General features: G+C 67.0%; 18 protein-coding genes. 10 read left to right on the forward strand and 8 right to left on the reverse strand.

The genetic code is table 11. The annotated features are described in order from the left end of the window. Positions 1 to 136 precede the first annotated feature (136 nt). The gene (locus tag DIE16_RS25350; RefSeq protein WP_185735515.1) at positions 137 to 820 is read right to left on the reverse strand and encodes a DedA family protein; all 684 of its coding nucleotides are present in this window, start codon (positions 818 to 820) and stop codon (positions 137 to 139) included. A gap of 171 nt (positions 821 to 991) precedes the next feature. On the opposite strand from DIE16_RS25350, the gene mutL reads away from it, so the two are divergent. Then, complete coding sequence (mutL, locus tag DIE16_RS25355; protein WP_124893641.1) at positions 992 to 2986, forward strand: DNA mismatch repair endonuclease MutL; 1995 nt, start codon at positions 992 to 994, stop codon at positions 2984 to 2986. Continuing rightward, complete coding sequence (gene miaA, locus DIE16_RS25360) at positions 2983 to 3960, forward strand: tRNA (adenosine(37)-N6)-dimethylallyltransferase MiaA (RefSeq protein WP_124893642.1); 978 nt, start codon at positions 2983 to 2985, stop codon at positions 3958 to 3960. The genes mutL and miaA overlap by 4 nt, the downstream gene beginning before the upstream one ends. Positions 3961 to 4131: 171 nt before the next feature. On the opposite strand, the gene purM is transcribed toward miaA, so the two are convergent. Further along, on the reverse strand, positions 4132 to 5187 hold the full coding sequence (purM, locus tag DIE16_RS25365) for a phosphoribosylformylglycinamidine cyclo-ligase (RefSeq protein WP_014897998.1): 1056 nt from the start codon (positions 5185 to 5187) through the stop codon (positions 4132 to 4134). 247 nt (positions 5188 to 5434) lie between these two features. Between purM and hda the strand changes: the two genes are divergently transcribed. The 7 genes from hda (at position 5435) to DIE16_RS25400 (ending at position 11158) form a co-directional block, all read left to right on the forward strand. Next, positions 5435 to 6169 (forward strand): DnaA regulatory inactivator Hda, encoded by a 735-nt coding sequence (gene hda / locus DIE16_RS25370; protein ID WP_044844057.1) that lies wholly within the window; start codon positions 5435 to 5437, stop codon positions 6167 to 6169. Between the two features lie 11 nt (positions 6170 to 6180). Then, entirely contained in the window at positions 6181 to 6858 is a 678-nt protein-coding gene (locus tag DIE16_RS25375) for an HAD family phosphatase (RefSeq protein WP_044844056.1), read from the forward strand. 5 nt (positions 6859 to 6863) lie between these two features. Continuing rightward, the gene (pcnB, locus tag DIE16_RS25380) at positions 6864 to 8399 is read left to right on the forward strand and encodes a polynucleotide adenylyltransferase PcnB (protein WP_124893643.1); all 1536 of its coding nucleotides are present in this window, start codon (positions 6864 to 6866) and stop codon (positions 8397 to 8399) included. Positions 8400 to 8434: 35 nt separating this feature from the next. Next, positions 8435 to 8977 carry a 2-amino-4-hydroxy-6-hydroxymethyldihydropteridine diphosphokinase gene (gene folK / locus DIE16_RS25385; RefSeq protein ID WP_044844054.1) on the forward strand — a complete coding sequence of 181 codons (543 nt, stop codon included), beginning with the start codon at positions 8435 to 8437 and terminating at the stop codon, positions 8975 to 8977. Then, positions 8974 to 9660 carry a deoxynucleoside kinase gene (locus tag DIE16_RS25390; protein WP_044844053.1) on the forward strand — a complete coding sequence of 229 codons (687 nt, stop codon included), beginning with the start codon at positions 8974 to 8976 and terminating at the stop codon, positions 9658 to 9660. Before folK ends, DIE16_RS25390 begins: the two co-directional genes overlap by 4 nt. A 43-nt stretch (positions 9661 to 9703) precedes the next feature. Continuing rightward, the gene (gene panB, locus DIE16_RS25395; RefSeq protein ID WP_044844052.1) at positions 9704 to 10519 is read left to right on the forward strand and encodes a 3-methyl-2-oxobutanoate hydroxymethyltransferase; all 816 of its coding nucleotides are present in this window, start codon (positions 9704 to 9706) and stop codon (positions 10517 to 10519) included. Positions 10520 to 10705: 186 nt separating this feature from the next. After that, positions 10706 to 11158, forward strand: coding sequence for an STY0301 family protein (locus DIE16_RS25400; RefSeq protein WP_124667551.1), 453 nt, complete (start codon positions 10706 to 10708; stop codon positions 11156 to 11158). Between the two features lie 7 nt (positions 11159 to 11165). Here the strand turns inward: DIE16_RS25400 and DIE16_RS25405 are convergent, their stop codons facing one another. From DIE16_RS25405 to grpE, 5 genes are all read right to left on the reverse strand, one after another. Beyond that, positions 11166 to 13103, reverse strand: coding sequence for a chorismate-binding protein (locus tag DIE16_RS25405; protein ID WP_124893644.1), 1938 nt, complete (start codon positions 13101 to 13103; stop codon positions 11166 to 11168). A 4-nt stretch (positions 13104 to 13107) separates the two neighbouring features. Continuing rightward, positions 13108 to 14244 carry a molecular chaperone DnaJ gene (dnaJ, locus tag DIE16_RS25410; protein WP_044844050.1) on the reverse strand — a complete coding sequence of 379 codons (1137 nt, stop codon included), beginning with the start codon at positions 14242 to 14244 and terminating at the stop codon, positions 13108 to 13110. Between the two features lie 264 nt (positions 14245 to 14508). Then, on the reverse strand, positions 14509 to 16452 hold the full coding sequence (dnaK, locus tag DIE16_RS25415; protein ID WP_044844049.1) for a molecular chaperone DnaK: 1944 nt from the start codon (positions 16450 to 16452) through the stop codon (positions 14509 to 14511). A gap of 147 nt (positions 16453 to 16599) precedes the next feature. After that, positions 16600 to 17040 (reverse strand): thioredoxin family protein, encoded by a 441-nt coding sequence (locus tag DIE16_RS25420; RefSeq protein WP_124529730.1) that lies wholly within the window; start codon positions 17038 to 17040, stop codon positions 16600 to 16602. A 10-nt stretch (positions 17041 to 17050) separates the two neighbouring features. Further along, the gene (grpE, locus tag DIE16_RS25425) at positions 17051 to 17596 is read right to left on the reverse strand and encodes a nucleotide exchange factor GrpE (protein WP_044844047.1); all 546 of its coding nucleotides are present in this window, start codon (positions 17594 to 17596) and stop codon (positions 17051 to 17053) included. A gap of 350 nt (positions 17597 to 17946) precedes the next feature. Here grpE and DIE16_RS36735 point away from each other — a divergent pair, with 350 nt between their 5' ends. Beyond that, on the forward strand, positions 17947 to 18108 hold the full coding sequence (locus DIE16_RS36735) for a hypothetical protein (protein ID WP_006476841.1): 162 nt from the start codon (positions 17947 to 17949) through the stop codon (positions 18106 to 18108). On the opposite strand, the gene DIE16_RS25435 is transcribed toward DIE16_RS36735, so the two are convergent. Further along, on the reverse strand, positions 18080 to 18487 hold the full coding sequence (locus DIE16_RS25435; protein WP_124487960.1) for an RNA-binding S4 domain-containing protein: 408 nt from the start codon (positions 18485 to 18487) through the stop codon (positions 18080 to 18082). The two genes, DIE16_RS36735 and DIE16_RS25435, sit on opposite strands and share 29 nt — an antisense overlap. Between the last annotated feature and the right edge of the window lie 3 nt (positions 18488 to 18490).

Genomic DNA, 18490 nt, shown 5'->3' on the forward strand with positions numbered 1-18490 from the left:
GGGCTTACGGGTACCGCGACGACGAATACTTCTTCCTCAAGATCCGCGCCGCGTTCCCCGGTAATCCTCGATGAACCAAAAAAAAGCGTGGCAACTGCCACGCTTTTCACTGCGCCGAAGCGGAAAACGCGCAGGCTCAGCGGCCGCGCGTGTTCTGCGTACCGCCCGAATGCCGCCCGCGCACCAGCTTCCAGAGCGCGCCGAGCGCGACCGGCACGATCGCCGCGCCGATCCCCGCCAGCACGATCACGTTCAGATACTGGCGGATGAACGGAATATTGCCGAAGAAGTAGCCGAGCAGCACCAGCAGCAGCACCCAGAGCAACGCGCCGACCACGTTGAACAGCTGGAAGCGCGCGACGCTCATCGACGACGCGCCGGCGACGAACGGTGCGAACGTGCGCACGACCGGGATGAAGCGCGCGAGCACGATCGTCTTGCCGCCGTGCTTGTCGTAGAACGAATGGGTCTTCTGCAGCGCCGCACGATCGAGGAAGCGCTCGAGCACCGGGATATGCGTATTGAACACCTTCGGCCCGACCCAGCGGCCGATCAGGTAGTTCACGGTATTGCCGGCAATCGCCGCGACCAGCAGCAGCACGATCAGCCCGCCGACGTTCATGTCGCCCGTCGCCGCGAACGCGCCGCCGATGAACAGCAGCGAATCGCCCGGCAGGAACGGCAACACGACGAGCCCCGTCTCGCAGAACACGATCAGGAACAGCACCAGATACACCCACGCACCGTACTGCCGGATGAAGTCGCCGAGGAACGCGTCGATATGCAGGACCAGGTTGACGAAATGAAGCAGCGTATCCAAATGCGATTCCTCGAAGGCGAAAGGGCCGGAGCGGCCGAAAAGCGGAAGTGCCCGCCGCACAAGGCGGTGCGCGGAACGCAGTCATCATACCGAAACTACCTTAAGGCTCCGTGAAAAAAACGTAAGCGGCCCCGGCCACGGCATCCGCCGCCGCCTCGCTATAATTCGGCCATGTCCGAAATCACCGAAACGGCCGCAGGCGCCGTGCCCACGCCCGCCGCGCGCCCGCTGCGCGCGATCCAGCCCCTGCCCGACCAGCTGATCAGCCAGATCGCCGCCGGCGAGGTGGTCGAACGCCCGGCGTCGGTCGTCAAGGAGTTGCTCGAGAACGCGATGGACGCCGGCGCGACGACGCTGCGCATCGTGCTCGAGGAAGGCGGGGTCAAGCGCATCTCGATCACCGACGACGGCTGCGGGATTCCGCCCGACGAACTGCCGCTCGCGCTGATGCGCCACGCGACGAGCAAGATCCGCTCGCTCGAGGAGCTCGAGGCGGTCGCGACGCTGGGTTTCCGCGGCGAAGCGCTCGCGTCGATCGCTTCGGTCGCCGAGATGTCGATCACGAGCCGCACGGCCGAGGTCGCGCATGCGACGAAGATCGACGCGACCACGGGCGCGCTGTCGCCGGCCGCCGGCGCGGTCGGCACGACGATCGAGGTGCGCGAGCTGTACTTCAACACGCCCGCGCGCCGCAAATTCCTGAAAAGCGAGCAGACCGAGTTCGGCCACTGCCTCGAAATGATCCGCCGCGCGGCGCTCGCGCGGCCGGACGTCGCGATCTCGGTGCTGCACAACGGCAAGGCCGTCGAGCACTGGAACGCGACCGAACCCGCACAGCGCGTCGCGAAGATCCTCGGCGACGGCTTCGCGACCGCACACCTGCCGCTCGACGAGCAGGCCGGGCCGCTCGCCGTCTACGGCTGCGCGGGCCTGCCGACCGCGAGCCGCGGCCGCGCCGACCAGCAATACTTCTTCGTCAACGGCCGCTTCGTGCGCGACAAGCTGCTCACGCACGCGGTGCGCGCGGCGTACGAGGATGTCCTCCACGGCGATCGTTACCCGTCGTACGTGCTGTTCCTCGATCTGCCGCCCGAAGCCGTCGACGTGAACGTGCACCCGTCGAAGATCGAGGTGCGGTTCCGCGATTCGCGCTCGATCCACCAGTACGTCTTCCACGCGGTGCAGCGCGCGCTCGCGCGCCATGCAGGCGCGTCGCCGGAAACCACCGCGGGCGGCCATGCCGCACAACTCTCACCGGCGCCGAGCGGCCCGGCGTCATTCCTGAATACGCCGCTCGGCCAGGGCGCGGCCGCCGGCACGGGCGGCAGCGGCTTCTCGTCGCCGTCGTCCTCCTCGTCGTCGGGCAACACGTGGATGCGCCAGGCGCGCATGACACAGGGCACGCTGCCGGTCGCGCAGCCGCTCGCGCTCTACGACGCGCTGTTCGGCCGCAAGGACACCGGCGCGGGCACGCCGGACGGCACGCCGATCGTCGCGCGCGACGCGGCGGATGCAGCGGCTGCGCCGGCCGCGCCGCTGTCGGGCTTGGTCGCGTCGCCGCTCGCCGCCACCGCGCACGACGAGCAGCCGCTCGGCTTCGCGCTCGGCCAGATCCACGGGATCTACGTGCTCGCGCAGAACGCGCACGGCCTCGTGATCGTCGACATGCACGCGGCGCACGAACGGATCCTGTACGAACAGTTCAAGAACGCCCTCGCCGACCGCACGGTCGCCGTGCAGTCGCTGCTGCTGCCGATCTCGATGACGGCGACGCCGGTCGAGATCGGCACGGTCGAGGAAGAACGCGACACGCTCGAATCGCTCGGCTTCGACCTCGCGGTGCTGTCGCCGACGTCGCTCGCGATCCGCGCGGTGCCCGCGCTGCTGAAGGACGCGGACCTGCAGTCGCTCGCGCGCGCGGTGCTCGCCGACCTGCACGCGTTCGGCGGTTCGCGCGTGCTCACCGAACGCCAGCACGAGTTGCTCGGCACGCTTGCGTGTCACCACGCGGTGCGCGCGAACCGGCGCCTGACGCTCGACGAGATGAACGCGCTGCTGCGCCAGATGGAAGCGACCGAACGTGCGGACCAGTGCAATCACGGCCGGCCGACGTGGTATCAGCTCACGCTGAACGATCTCGACCGTCTCTTCATGCGCGGGCAATGAACGCTTCACCGCAGTCCGCCCCGACGACGATCGCCTGCCTGCTCGGCCCCACCGCCTCCGGCAAGACGGCCGCGGCGCTGGCGCTCGCCGCGCGCCGTCCGATCGAGATCGTCAGCGTCGATTCGGCGCTCGTCTACCGCGACATGGACATCGGCACCGCGAAACCGACGCGCGACGAGCGCGCGAGCGTGCCGCATCACCTGATCGACATCATCGACCCGGCCGATGCGTATTCGGCGGCCGAATTCCGCGCGGACGCGCTGCGCCTGATCGGCGAGATCGTCGCGCGCGGCCGCACGCCGCTGCTCGCGGGCGGCACGATGCTGTACTACAAGGCGCTCACGCAGGGCCTCAACGACCTGCCGACCGCCGATCCCGCTGTGCGCGCGGAGCTCGACGCCGAGGCCGCGCGCGACGGCTGGCCGGCACTCCACGCGCGGCTCGCGCAGGTCGACCCCGCAACGGCCGCGCGGCTCGCACCGAACGATTCGCAGCGGATCCAGCGCGCGCTCGAAGTGTTCCTGCTGAGCGGGCAGCCGATGTCGGCGCTGCTCGCCGCGCCGCGGCGCGCGGACGACGCGGCCGCGGCCTATCGCTTCGTGCCGGTCGCGCTCGAACCGTCGGACCGCGCGGTGCTGCACGCGCGCATTGCGCAACGCTTCGACGCGATGCTCGACGCGGGCTTCATCGACGAAGTCGAACGGCTGCGCCGCCGCAAGGATCTGCATCTCGGCCTGCCGTCGATGCGCTGCGTCGGCTACCGGCAGGCGTGGGAATTCCTCGACGGCGACACCGACTACCGAACCATGCGCGACAAGGGCATCTTCGCGACGCGCCAGCTGTGCAAACGGCAGATCACATGGCTGCGCGCGATGCCGGAGCGGATCGTCGTCGACTGCGTCGCGCCGGATTCGACGGCACAGGCGCTCGACACGCTCGAACGCGTGCTCGACGGCCGCATCGACGATCAATAACGGGGCAGGATCACCGCGCATCGATCCTGCTTGCGCGCGATACCCTCGTCTTCGGTCATCGTCGTTCCTCCTTCGGCCGCCCGCCGATACGCCAAGCGCCATGCCAGAAAAAAAGCCGCCCGGATCGACTCCGGGCGGCTTTCGTTACTGCATCCTACTTGGCGCGCTGCGTCAGACCACGACCGTCTGCGCTTCGCCTTCGCGGCTCGCACGCACGGTGCCGATCTTCCACACCTGTTCGCCGGCGGCCGTCAGGTCGGCGATCGCCGCGTCGGCATCGGCTGCCGAAACGATCACGGCCATCCCGATCCCGCAGTTGAACACGCGGTGCATTTCCGCGTCGGCGACGCCGCCGTGCTCCTGCAGCCACTTGAACAGCGGCGGCAGCGGCCACGCGTTCTGGTCGAGCTCGGCCGTGAGGCCTTCGCGCAGCACGCGCGGAATGTTCTCGACGAGGCCGCCGCCGGTGATGTGGGCCATGCCCTTCACCGACAGCTTCTGCATCAGCGCGAGCAGCGGCTTCACGTAGATGCGCGTCGGCGCCATCAGCGTGTCGGCCAGCGAGCGGCCGTGGAAATCGGCCGACAGGTCGGGGTTCGCGCGCTCGATGATCTTGCGCACGAGCGAGAAGCCGTTCGAGTGGATGCCGCTCGAGGCAAGGCCGAGCACCACGTCGCCTTCGGCGATCGTGCTGCCGTCGATGATCTTGCTCTTCTCGACCGCGCCGACCGCGAAACCGGCCAGGTCGTATTCGCCGTCCGGGTACATGCCCGGCATTTCGGCCGTTTCACCGCCGATCAGCGCGCAGCCCGACAGTTCGCAGCCGTGCGCGATGCCCTTGACGACGGTCGCGGCCGTGTCGACGTCGAGCTTGCCGCACGCGAAGTAATCGAGGAAGAACAGCGGCTCGGCGCCCTGCACGAGGATGTCGTTCACGCTCATCGCCACCAGATCCTGGCCGACGGTGTCGTGTTTGTTCAGATGAAACGCCAGCTTGAGCTTGGTGCCGACGCCGTCGGTGCCCGACACGAGCACGGGCTCCTGGTACTTCTTCGGCACTTCGAACAGCGCGCCGAACCCGCCGATGCCGCCGAGCACGCCGTCGCGCAGGGTTTTCTTCGCAAAAGGCTTGATCTTGTCGATGAGCGCGTCGCCCGCGTCGATGTCGACGCCTGCGTCGCGGTAGGACAGACCTTGGGCGTCGGGAGCGGATTTCGGAGGATTCATGGGGGAATGCGAGAAGGTCGGTAAAATGCGATTTTACCCGAAGCCGGCCCGTTGGCCGGAATTCCCAGCACCGAATCGTCAGGGATTGCATCTTGGTCGACACGTCCCCGTTTTCATCGCCCCGCGAGCCGCGCCGGAAACCGCGCGCCGCCGTGCGTGCGGCCGCGTGTTCAGGCACCGGAGCAGCCCCCCGCGCGTGCCCGGCGTACGGCGCGCGTTTCATCAACCGACCTGCATTGTGACTGTTGTGTCCCGTCAACTGACGCTCGATCTCGGCACGCCGCCGCCCGCCACGTTCGACAACTTCATCATGAATGAGGAGAACGACGAGCTCATCTCGCGGCTCCAGAAGCTCGACCTCGCGCTCGCGGCGGGGCCCGTGCCGGACCGGTCGTTCTACATCTGGGGCGAGCCCGGCAGCGGCCGCACCCACCTGCTGCAGGCGCTCGTGAGCGACGCGTCGTACGGCTACGCGCGCTATCTGACGCCGCAAAGCCCGCTCGGCGCGTTCACGTTCGACCCGCGCATCGGCATCTACGCGATCGACGACTGCGACAAGATGAGCGACACGCAGCAGGTCGCGCTGTTCAACCTGTTCAACGAGGTCCGCGCGCACCCGTCGAGCGCGTTCGTCGCGGCGGGCCCCGCGGCGCCGCTCGCGCTCGACGTGCGCGAGGATCTGCGCACGCGCCTCGGCTGGGGGCTCGTGTTCCACCTGTCGCCGCCGTCCGACGCCGGCAAGATCGCCGTACTGAAGCTCGCGGCGAAGGAGCGCGGGATCGCGCTCACCGACGACATCGCCGCTTACCTGCTCACCCATTTCCGCCGCGACATGCCGAGCCTGATGGCGCTGCTTGACGCGCTCGACCGCTTCTCGCTCGAGCAGAAACGCGCCGTCACGCTGCCGCTGCTGCGCCGGATGCTGGCCCGCCCCGGCGACGACATCGCACCACCGGGCACAGGCCCGAACCGCTTCGAGTAAAATGCGCTTCCATGACTAATCTGGCACTCTTTGACCTCGATCACACGCTGATCCCGACCGATAGCGACCACGAATGGGGCCGCTTCATGGTGAAGCTCGGCATCGTCGACGCGGAAAGCTTCTCGCGTCAGAACGATCAGTTCTTCGCCGACTACAAGGCCGGCAAGCTCGACATCCATGCGTACCTGTGCGCGATGCTCACGCCGCTCGCGAAGTATTCGCGCGCGCAGCTGGCCGAATGGCACGAGCAGTACATGCACGAGGTGATCCGCCCCGCGATGACGCCCGCCGCGCTCGAACTCGTGCGCAAGCACCTCGATGCCGGCGACCTGTGCTGCGTCGTGACCGCGACCAACGAGTTCATCACGCGTCCGATCGCGACCGCGTTCGGCGTCGACACGCTGATCGCGTGCGAGGTCGAAACGACCGACGGCCATCCCGACTCGCCGTACACGGGCCGGCCGACCGGCACGCCGAGCTATCGCGAAGGCAAGATCGTGCGCACCGAAGCGTGGCTCGCGTCGCTCGGCAAGCACTGGGACGACTTCGAACACAGCTACTTCTACAGCGACTCGCACAACGACATCCCGTTGCTCGAGAAAGTCACCGACCCGATCGCGACCAACCCCGACGACACGCTGCGTGCGCATGCAAGCGACCGCGGCTGGCGCATCCTCGATCTCTTCTGAACGTCGTGATCAAAAAATTCATTCGCAAGCTGCTCGGCCAGGACGGCGCCGAACACATGTCGCCCGTCGAGGCGCCCGCCGCCGAAACGGCCCCTGCCCCGCGCCCCGCGAAGGGGAGCCGCGGCGGCGGCGCCAGGAAGGCGCGCAGCAACCACGAGCCGACCGTCGTGCCGGCCAGCGTGCACCAGATCGATCCGTCGCTGATCTCGCGGAACGCCGTGCGCGTGACCGACACGCTGCAGCAGGCGGGCTTTCGCGCGTTCATCGTCGGCGGCGCCGTGCGCGACCTGCTGCTCGGCATCGCGCCGAAGGACTTCGACGTCGCGACCGACGCGACGCCGACCGAGGTGCAGCGCCTGTTCCGCCGCGCGCGGCTGATCGGCCGCCGCTTCCAGATCGTCCACGTGCAGTTCGGCCAGGAACTGATCGAGGTGTCGACGTTCCGCGCGCTGGTCGACGCGCCGCCCGAAGCCGCCGCGGCCGAGCCGCCGAAGCGCCTGAAGCGCGACGAGCTCGACCGCCGCACGCATGCGGTGGACGCGAGCGGCCGCGTGCTGCGCGACAACGTGTGGGGCGAACAGCACGAAGATGCCGCGCGCCGTGACTTCACGATCAACGCGATGTACTACGACCCGTCGACGCAGACGGTGCTCGACTACCACGACGGGATGGCCGACATGCGCGCCCGCCTGTTGCGGATGATCGGCGACCCGGCCACGCGCTTCCGCGAGGATCCGGTGCGGATGCTGCGCGTCGTGCGCTTCGCGGCGAAGCTCGGCTTCGAGATCGAGCCGCACACGCGCGAGCCGATCAACGCGCTCGCCGACCTGATCAACAACGTGCCGGCCGCACGCCTGTTCGACGAAATGCTGAAGCTGCTGCTGTCGGGCCATGCGCTCGCGTGCCTGCAGCAGCTGCGCAAGGAAGGCCTGCACCACGGGCTGCTGCCGCTGCTCGACGTCGTGCTCGAGCAGCCGCAGGGCGAGAAGTTCATCACGCTCGCGCTGAACAACACCGATGCGCGCGTGCGCGCCGGCAAGCCGGTGTCGCCGGGCTTCCTGTTCGCGACGCTGCTGTGGCACGACATGCGCCAGCGCTTCGAGCAATACACGGCGGAGGGCGAAATCCCGGTGCCGGCGCTCCATCGCGCGATGGACGACGTGCTCGACATGCAGACCGAGAAGCTCGCGATCCACAAGCGCTACTCGGCCGACATGCGCGAGATCTGGGGCCTGCAACTGCGCCTCGAAAAACGCTCGGGCCGCAGCGCGATGCGGCTGCTGGAACACCAAAGGTTTAGAGCGGGGTATGATTTCCTCCTGTTACGCTGCGAATCCGGCGAGCTCGATGCGGAAGTCGGACAGTGGTGGACGGATTTCATCGAAGGCGACGCGGCCGCCCGTGAGGCACTCCTCACGCAGGGCGGCTCGAAGGAAAAATCGCCCCGCAAGCGGCGCCGCCGCGGCGGTGCGCGAAACCGCAAGCCGGGCGAAGGCGCCGCCGAGCAGGCGCCGGACACCGCGGGCGGTTCCGACGACTGACGCGCTCGCCGGCGAACGACGTAGGAAGTGATGCCATGACGGTTGCATATATCGGACTGGGGGCGAATCTCGGCGATGCGCGCCAGACCCTGAAGGACGCGGTGGTGTGCCTCGCTCAGCAGCGCACCATCTCGATCCTCGGCAAATCGAGCCTTTATCGCACGGCGCCCTTCGAAGCGGGCGGCGACGATTACTACAACTGCGTCGTCAAGCTCGACACGACGCTGTCGGCCCGGGAGCTGCTCGCGCTCTGCCAGAAGATCGAACATCACTTCGGGCGCGAGCGCCCGTATCGCAACGCGCCGCGCACGCTCGACCTCGACATCCTGCTGTTCGGTTCCGATTCGATCGACGAACCCGATCTGATCGTCCCGCATCCACGCCTCACCGATCGCGCATTCGCGCTCGTGCCGCTCGTCGAAATCGAACCGGCGCTCGACATCCCCGCGCGCGGCCGCGCCGATGCGTTCCTCGCCGCCGTCGCCGATCAGCGCGTCGAGAAGGTGCAGACCTGTCAATGCCTGATGCAGAAGGCCCTTGCCGCCGGCGCTGACGCCGACAAGAACCCCTGCCGATGAACACCACTCCGCTGACCGTCACCGCGCCCGACCTGCGCGCCCCGCATCGCTATCTCGTGATCGAAGGCCCGATCGGCGTCGGCAAGACGACGCTCGCGCGCCTCTTCGCCGAGCGCTGGTCGATGCAGGCGCTGCTCGAACGCCCGCAGGACAACCCGTTCCTCGAACGCTTCTATCGCGACACCGCGCGCTACGCGCTGCCCGCGCAGTTGTCGTTCGCGCTGCAGCGCGCGCAGCAGGCGCGCGAACTGATCGGCGCGCTCGATACGGGCCGGCCCGTCGTCGCCGATTTCATGCCGCAGAAGAACGACATCTTCGCGCGGCTGAACCTGCCGGAAGACGAATGGCAGCTGTACCGGTCGATCGCGACGCACCTCGACGTGCCGCAGGCACCCGCGCCCGATCTCGTCGTCTACCTGCAGGCGAGCCCCGAGGTGCTGTTCTCGCGCATCCAGAAGCGCGGGCTGCCGATGGAGCTGCAGATCAGCGACGCGTACCTGCGCTCGCTCGTCGATGCATACAACGAATTCTTCTATCACTACGACCGCACGCCGGTGCTGACGGTCGCAGCCGAACACCTGAACCCGCTGGATTCCCCCGAAGACCTCGCGCTGCTGGTCGAGCGCATCGACACGATGCGCGGCCGCAAGGAATTCTTCGTCAAGGGCGAGACGACGCGCTGACGCGTCCTCGCCTGTCGTTCCTCCCCATCGAACCGGATTTCCCATGACCTATCTCCAGGAATCGAGCCGGCCTGCCGTCACGGTGCCCAAGCTGCAGGCAATGCGCGAAGCCGACGAGAAGATCGCGATGCTCACCTGCTACGACGCGAGCTTTTCCGCGCTGCTCGATCGCGCCGGCACCGACGTGCTGCTGATCGGCGATTCGCTCGGCAACGTGCTGCAGGGCCACACGACCACGCTCCCGGTGTCGCTCGACGACATCGCGTACCACACCGCATGCGTCGCGCGCGTGCAGCCGCGCGCGCTCGTCGTCGCCGATCTGCCGTTCGGCACATACGGCACGCCGGCCGAGGCGTTCGCGAACGCGGTCACGCTGATGCGCGCCGGCGCGCAGATGGTGAAGCTCGAAGGCGGCGAATGGCTCGCCGACACGATCCGCTTCCTCGTCGAACGCTCGGTGCCGGTGTGCGCGCACCTCGGCCTCACGCCGCAGTCGGTGCATGCGTTCGGCGGCTTCAAGGTGCAGGGCCGCACGGAAGCCGGCGCCGCGCAGTTGCTGCGCGATGCGCGGGCGATCGAAGATGCGGGCGCGCAGCTCGTGGTGCTCGAGGCGGTGCCGACGCTCGTCGCGTCCGAAGTCACGCACATGCTGAAGATCCCGACGATCGGCATCGGCGCAGGGCTCGATTGCTCGGGCCAGGTGCTGGTGCTGCACGACATGCTCGGCATCTTCCCCGGCAAGCGGCCGCGTTTCGTGAAGGATTTCATGCAGGGGCAGCCGAACATCCAGGCGGCCGTCGAGGCGTACGTGAGCGCGGTGAAGGACCGCACGTTCCCGGGCCCGGAACACTCGTTCTGACGCGGGACGGGCGTGCCGTGGCGCGCGGTCGGCGCTTGCTGCGGCACACTCGCTGACGTGGCCGCGATGCGGTGCGCCGTTTCTCGTAGTGCATGACGAACAGCGCGTACTTTCTAACTCGTCCTATTCCTGCACACCTTCGTCGCTGCGACCATCAAACCTTCGTCAAGCGAAGGAGTGGAAAAGATGGCGCATGTGTATGAAAAGGCGGCTGAACATCGGCTGCTCGCCATCGCCGCGCTCGCATGCAGTTCACTCGTCGCATTACCCGCGTCCGCTGCGACCGAAGACTGTCCCGCACGCGTTGCCGTTACCCAGCAGCTCGACGGTCAACCACCCGATGGCTGGAAAAGCTTCGACACGCAAAGCACCTACCCGCTTGCCAGCGTCACCTTCTGGTCAGGGCCGCCGGACCGGATGATGTCCTTGCTGCCGAACCGCTCGCGCTCCGAACCCAAAAGCGACGTCTATACCTGGTCGCTCGCTGAAAACCGTGAGGATTACTGGGTCTCATGCGACTACGGGAATACGAGCGTCGTGATCGCACGACCGCTCGGCAGACAGGCGCAGACTTGCGTCGCGCGTTACAGGCGTGGGCACGCCATCGTACAAAGCTGGCAATGCACGCCGCGGAAGTAATCCGCGTTCAGGCCGGTGCGCTGCCTTGAATCAGCCGCGCCGCGACCGACCCGCGCAATGCATTGCAGATCATCAACTCGTCTGCGTTCAGCACATCGTCGAGCGTCAGCACACGCTCTTTTGCGCCTAGCGCCGGATCGTCGAGCAGCACACCGCGCATCACGCCGGGCAACACGCCGCACGACAACGGCGGCGTCAACCATACGCCATCACGCTTCACGAACACATTCGACCGCCCGCCTTCAGTCACCTCGCCGCACTCGTTCACGAACAGCATGTCGAAGCCGCCGAGCGCTTCCGCCGCCTGCCACGCGCGATCGTATTCCGCGCGGTGCGTCGTCTTGTGCAAGAGCAGCGCATCGTCCGCGCGGGTCGGCGCGAAGCCGTGCGCGGACGCGAGCATCACGCCGACCGGCCCCGCGGGCAGCGGCTTCAATACCGCGGCCGTGATGTCGACCGTGCCGTCCTTCGCGAGCGCGAGCTTCATCCGGTACGGGCCGTCGCCGTCGAGCGCCGCGCAGCGCACGTCGATCTCGCGGCGCAACGCGTCGGCGTCGAGGCGGAAGCCGAACGCATCCGCGCTGCGCTGCAGCCGCGCGAGATGGCGCTCGAGATGCCGGATGCCGTCCGCACGTGTCGCGGCCGTGGTTTCGAACAACTGGAAGCCGGGATCGGCATCGGTCAGGAATCGCGCTTTCAATTCACACTCCGCATATTCGTCGGCGGCGACGCTGTCGAGCACGATGCCGGCGCCGACACCCATCCTGCCGCGCCGCCGGCCGCTAGCGGCCGTTGCCGCGTCGCGCGCGTCGATCGTTGCAGCCGCATCGACGGCGGTCGCATCGAGCGTCAGCGTCCGGATCGCGACCGACAGGCAGAAATCGCCGCAGCCGGCCACGCCGTCGGGCACCGCAGCGCCTGCCGAAGGGCCTTCCTTCGGTGCATCGAGCCAGCCGATCGCGCCCGTATAGAGCCCGCGTGGCGTCGACTCGATTGCGTCGATCAGTTCCATCGTCTTGTGCTTCGGCGCACCGGTGATCGATCCGCACGGAAACAGCGCACGCAGCATCTGCGCGAACGTGGTGCCGTCGCGCCAGCCGGCCTCGACCGTCGACGTCATCTGCCACACCGACGCGTACGGCTCGACCGAGAACAGCGCCGGCACCTTGACCGTGCCCGTGCGCGCGATCCGCGACACGTCGTTGCGCAGCAGGTCGACGATCATCACGTTTTCCGCGCGGTTCTTCGGATCGTTCGCGAGGAACGCGGCAGCCGCCGCATCGTCGCGCGGATCGGCCGAGCGCGGCGCGGTGCCCTTCATCGGCCGCGCGCGCAGCACGTCGCCGTGCTTCTCGACGAACAGCTCCGGCGAGCACGACACGACCCACGCGCCGTCGGGCAGCGCGATCAGCGCGCCGTAACGCACAGGCTGACGCGCGCGCAGCCGCCGGTACAGCGCGAGCGGCGTGCCGAACATGTCGAAATTCAACCGGTACGTGTAATTGATCTGATACGAATCGCCCGCCCGCAGCGCGTCGTGCACCGCGGCGATCGCCGCGTCGAACGCGTCGCGCGACACGCTCTTCGCGACGTGCGCGACGCCCGCGATCGACGGCGGGCCGCCGCCGTCCTGCTGCGCGAGCCACGCATCGACTTCATCGCGCGACAGGCGCTCGCAGCGCGCATACAGCAAAAAGCGCAGCGGGGCATGGCCCGGCTGCGCTCTGTCCAGATTGCGTCCGAATTCGTAGTCGCCGACGACGATCGCATGCAGCCCGTCGCGCAGATCCTGCGCCACCGCCGCATCGACTTCGTCGAGCCGTGCCGGATCCGTGCACACGCGTTCGCGCACGAAACCGGAATACAAACGACTCGACCGCGCGGACGCGGTCGAGTCGCAATCGTCCAAGAGCGCGAACGACGCGCTCTCGTTGCCTTCAGTCATGCCGTTACTCGAAGAAGCTCTTCACCCGGTCGAACCAGCTCTTGCTCTGCGGGCTGTGACGCGCACCGCCCTCGGCCAGCGACTTCTCGAACTGCTTGAGCAGGTCGCGCTGCTGGTCGGTCAGCTTCACGGGCGTCTCGACCTGCACGTGTACGTACAGATCGCCCGCGATGCTCGAACGCAGACCCTTGATCCCCTTGCCGCGCAGGCGGAACGTCTTGCCCGACTGCGTGCCTTCCGGCACCGGGAACGACGCACGGCCGGCCAGCGTCGGCACCTCGATCTCGCCGCCCAGTGCGGCGGTCGTGAACGGGATCGGCATCTGGCAGTGGAGATCGTCGCCGTCGCGCTCGAACACCGAGTGCGGCTTGATGTGGATCTCGACGTACAGGTCGCCCGGCGGCCCGCCGTTGATGCCCGGCTCGCCGTTGCCGGCCGAGCGGATCCGCATCCCGTCGTCGATGCCGGCCGGGATCTTCACTTCGAGCGTCTTGGTTTCCTTCACCTTGCCCGAGCCGTGGCAGTGCACGCACGGTTCCGGGATGTAGGTGCCGGTGCCGTGGCACTTCGGGCAGGTCTGCTGGATGCTGAAGAAGCCCTGCGACATGCGCACCGTGCCCTGGCCGTGACAGGTCGGGCAGGTTTCCGGCTTCGTGCCGGGCTTCGCGCCCGACCCGTGACAGACTTCGCACGATACCCAGCTCGGCACGCGGATCTGCGTGTCGTAGCCGTGCGCGGCCTGCTCGAGCGTGATTTCCATGCTGTAGCGCAGGTCGGCGCCGCGATACACCTGCGGACCGCCGCGGCCGCCGCGCGCGGCACCGCCCGCGGCCTGGCCGAAGATGTCGCCGAAGATGTCGCCGAACGCATCCGCGAAGCCGCCGAAACCCTGTGCGCCCGCACCGCCCATGTTCGGATCGACGCCCGCGTGGCCGTACTGGTCGTACGCCGCGCGCTTCTGGTCGTCCGACAGCATTTCATACGCTTCCTTCGCCTCCTTGAAATGCTCTTCCGCATCCTTGTTGTCCGGATTGCGGTCAGGGTGATACTTCATCGCAAGCTTGCGATACGCCTTCTTGATTTCGTCGTCGCTCGCGTTCTTCGCGACGCCCAGAACCTCGTAGTAATCCCGTTTCGCCATATCGATTCACTGTGCCGTCGCGCGTCACGCACGCGGCGGCTCCTTTCGCCCGCAGTAAAGTCTCTCGACTCGTCTGGCGCTGCGCCGTCCGCGGACGGCTCGCGCAGCACCCGCCAAAAAACAAATGTGCCCGGAGGGCCGCGAAGCCCGCCAGGCGTGGAGTCGATCCGGCCATCCGGAAGGAAAGACAGACCGCTTTCAGTCGTTGGTCAACCGCGCCGCGCGCGTTTCCACGCGCGGCGTACGGTGCCATTGCAACCCGGCTTAGTCCTTCTTCACTTCCTTGAACTCGGCGTCGACGACGTCGTCGGCAGCCTGCTGCGCACCGCCCGCCTGGGCTGCGCCTTCCGCTGCACCCGCCGCGCCGGCTTGCTGCGCCTGCATGTCGGCGTACATCTTTTCGCCGAGCTTCTGCGAAGCCTGACCGAGTTCCTCGACCTTCGCGTCGATCGCCGCCTTGTCGGCCGACGTATCCTTCAGCACGTCCTCGAGCGACTTCAGCGCCGCTTCGATCTTTTCCTTCTCGCCCGCGTCCAGCTTGTCGCCGTACTCGGTGAGCGCCTTCTTCGTGCTGTGGACCAGCGCGTCGCCCTGGTTGCGCGAATCAGCCAGCTCGCGCAGCTTGTGGTCTTCCGCTGCGTTCGCTTCCGCGTCCTTGATCATCTGGTCGATTTCAGCGTCGGACAGGCCCGAGTTCGCCTTGATCGTGATCTTGTTTTCCTTGCCGGTCGCCTTGTCCTTCGCGCCGACGTGCAGGATGCCGTTCGCGTCGATGTCGAAGGTCACTTCGATCTGCGGCACGCCGCGCGGCGACGGCGGGATGCCTTCGAGGTTGAACTCGCCGAGCAGCTTGTTGCCTGCCGCCATCTCGCGTTCGCCCTGGAACACCTTGATCGTCACGGCCGACTGGTTGTCGTCCGCCGTCGAATACACCTGAGCGTGCTTCGTCGGGATCGTCGTGTTCTTGTTGATCATCTTCGTCATCACGCCGCCGAGCGTCTCGATGCCGAGCGACAGCGGGGTCACGTCGAGCAGCAGCACGTCCTTGCGGTCGCCCGACAGGACCTGGCCCTGGATCGCCGCGCCGACTGCGACGGCTTCGTCCGGGTTCACGTCACGGCGCGGATCCTTGCCGAAGAACTCCTTCACCTTCTCCTGCACCTTCGGCATGCGGGTCTGGCCGCCGACCAGGATCACGTCGTCGATGTCCGACACCTTGACGCCGGCGTCCTTGATCGCGATGCGGCACGGTTCGATCGTGCGCTCGACCAGATCCTCGACCAGCGCTTCCAGCTTCGCGCGGGTGATCTTCAGGTTCAAGTGCTTCGGACCCGATGCGTCGGCCGTGATGTACGGCAGGTTGATTTCGGTCTGCTGGCTCGACGACAGCTCGATCTTCGCCTTTTCAGCGGCTTCCTTCAGGCGCTGCAGCGCGAGCACGTCCTTCGACAGGTCGACGCCCTGCTCCTTCTTGAACTCGCCGATGATGTAATCGATGATGCGCTGGTCGAAGTCCTCGCCGCCGAGGAACGTGTCGCCGTTGGTCGACAGCACTTCGAACTGCATTTCGCCGTCGACGTCCGCGATCTCGATGATCGACACGTCGAACGTACCGCCGCCGAGGTCATACACGGCGATCTTGCGGTCGCCCTTCTCGGCCTTGTCGAGGCCGAACGCGAGCGCGGCTGCCGTCGGCTCGTTGATGATCCGCTTGACTTCCAGGCCCGCGATGCGGCCGGCGTCCTTGGTTGCCTGGCGCTGGCTGTCGTTGAAGTACGCCGGCACCGTGATCACGGCTTCCGTGACCGGCTCGCCGAGGTAGTCTTCGGCCGTCTTCTTCATCTTGCGCAGCACTTCGGCCGACACCTGCGGCGGCGCGAGCTTCTCGCCGTGGGCTTCGACCCATGCGTCGCCGTTGTCGGCCTTGATGATCGCGTACGGCATCAGGCCGATGTCCTTCTGGACTTCCTTCTCTTCGAAGCGGCGGCCGATCAGGCGCTTCACGGCGAACAGCGTGTTCTTCGGGTTGGTCACGGACTGACGCTTGGCCGGCGCGCCGACGAGCACTTCGTTGTCGTCCATGTAGGCGATGATCGACGGCGTCGTGCGCGTGCCTTCCGAGTTCTCGATGACCTTGACCTGGTTGCCTTCCATGATGGCGACGCACGAGTTCGTGGTGCCGAGGTCAATACCGATGATCTTTCCCATTTTCACTAATCTCCAGAAATGCTTGTTTGCTGCGCGAAACCCCGCGTTTTTGGGCAGTTTCGCGCGCCAGAATTCAACTCTGTTCCCGAAATGCGTCCGGCCGATCCGTTTTCAAGACCCGCCAAGCGATGCGGATATTAAATTTTTTCAATCGCCGCCGGTAGCCGGATCGTACGAACCGGCGTCGCGGCCCGACTGCGCGCCGGCCGCCGCGGCGATCTTCGCGCGCGCCGCCGACACCGCCGCCTGGAACTGCGCGAGGCCATGCCAGCCGGTCGCGCGGCCAAGCCGCTTGCCGCGGTGGAAGAAGAACCACGTCGGCACGCCGTGCAGGCCGAAGCGGCGCCCCAGCTCATGATGTTCGTACACGTTGCAATGGAACCACTTCAGATCCAGCGCGCGGATCGCGTCCGGCTGGGCGAGCATCGCCTTCTTGGCGATCTCGCAGTTGAAGCAGTCGACGCCCCAGAAGAACACCACGGCGAGCGCATCACCGGCGCCGGCGATCGCGGCGTCGAACGTGTCGGCCGCCAGCGCCTGCATGTCGAACGCGTCGAACGCGGCCGGATCGACGCCGGCGGGAACCATCGCGTCGGCCTTACTTCGGCTGGGCGACCGTGACGAGCGCCGGGCGCAGCACGCGGTCGGCGATCATGTAACCCTTTTGCAGGACGGTCACGACGGTGTTCGGCTCCTGCTCGGCCGGCACCATCGAAATCGCCTGGTGCTGGTGCGGATCGAACTTCTCGCCGACCGGGTTGATCGCGACGACGCGGCCCTTCTCGAGCGCGCTCGTCAGCTGGCGCAGCGTCAGTTCGACGCCTTCGCGCACCTTCGTGATGTCGCCGGACGTATCGCCGACGGCAGCCTCGAGGCTGTCCAGCACGGGCAGCAGGTGCTCCGCGAAGCCCTCGATCGCGAACTTGTGCGCCTTCGAGACATCTTCCTGCGCGCGGCGGCGGACGTTCTCGGTCTCGGCCTTCGCCCGCAGGAAGCTCTCCTGCAGCTCGGCGACCTTGGCTTGAGCCTCCGCGAGCGCCGCGTCGGCTGCTTCGGCGGCGGGCGCCGCGCCTTGCGCCGCCTGCTTCTCGCTGCCGATGTCTTCGGCCGATTGGGTAGCCGGGTTCTCTTGCGTGTTTTCCATGTCGCTGAAAGTCGATTAGAGGTTGAAGCCAAATCGGCAACCGCCGGACCGTATGTCGGCGGCACCGCACATTGTTGGTGCAAATAAGGGCGAAAACTGCGATTTCAAGGGGGTTATTCACCGGCATTCGCCAATGCCGTGAAACAACCGCGCTGCACGCCGCCGATTACGTGCATTTGTCGCCGGATCGGACGAAACGCCCGGTAACAACGCTTACCAGGCAAGTACTAGCTCGGCACAGGGGGGTGCACTACACTCCATTCAAGCGTCGAAAAAGCGCGTTTACCCTAGCTTACCGGCGCCTGACATCCACCTGGCGCTGCATTCACAGTCCCATCGAGGCGCGTACCGTGAAACTGACCTTTGCCATATCGGTGGTCGCGCTGGTACTGATTGCCGGCACCACCACCATCTGCCTGTCCGGAGCCGTCACCGACCGCACGACCGAATACGGAAGCGCGCGGGCGACGTTCGACCAGATGTTCAGCTCCCACCAGAAAATCTGTCGATGATGCGCCGGTCGCGCTTGGTCGGCCGGCCGTGCAGTTCCGCCGCCGGCTCGCGATAGGTGCGGCGCCGTTCCAGTTCGGCGAGCCGCGCGACGCGCCCCGCTTCCGTTTCCTCGTAAAGCGTCTGCGCGATGCTCGCGGGCCCGCGCACGTCGCAAATGCCAAGCACGGCAATGTGCCAGACGACACCGTCGATCGCAATCTCGACCTCGTCGCCGACGCGCACGTCCTTGGCCGGCTTCACCGCCGCGCCGCCGATCTTCACGTGGCCCTTGTCGACCGCGTCGGACGCGAGCGAGCGCGTCTTGAAGAAGCGGGCCGCCCACAGCCATTTGTCGATGCGCAGCTTCGCGCCGGGTTCAGTCGAAATCCTGTAGTTCATCGC

Origin of the sequence: Burkholderia sp. Bp9090, assembly GCF_003857985.1 — a bacterium.
In the GTDB taxonomy this organism is placed as follows: Bacteria; Pseudomonadota; Gammaproteobacteria; order Burkholderiales; family Burkholderiaceae; genus Burkholderia.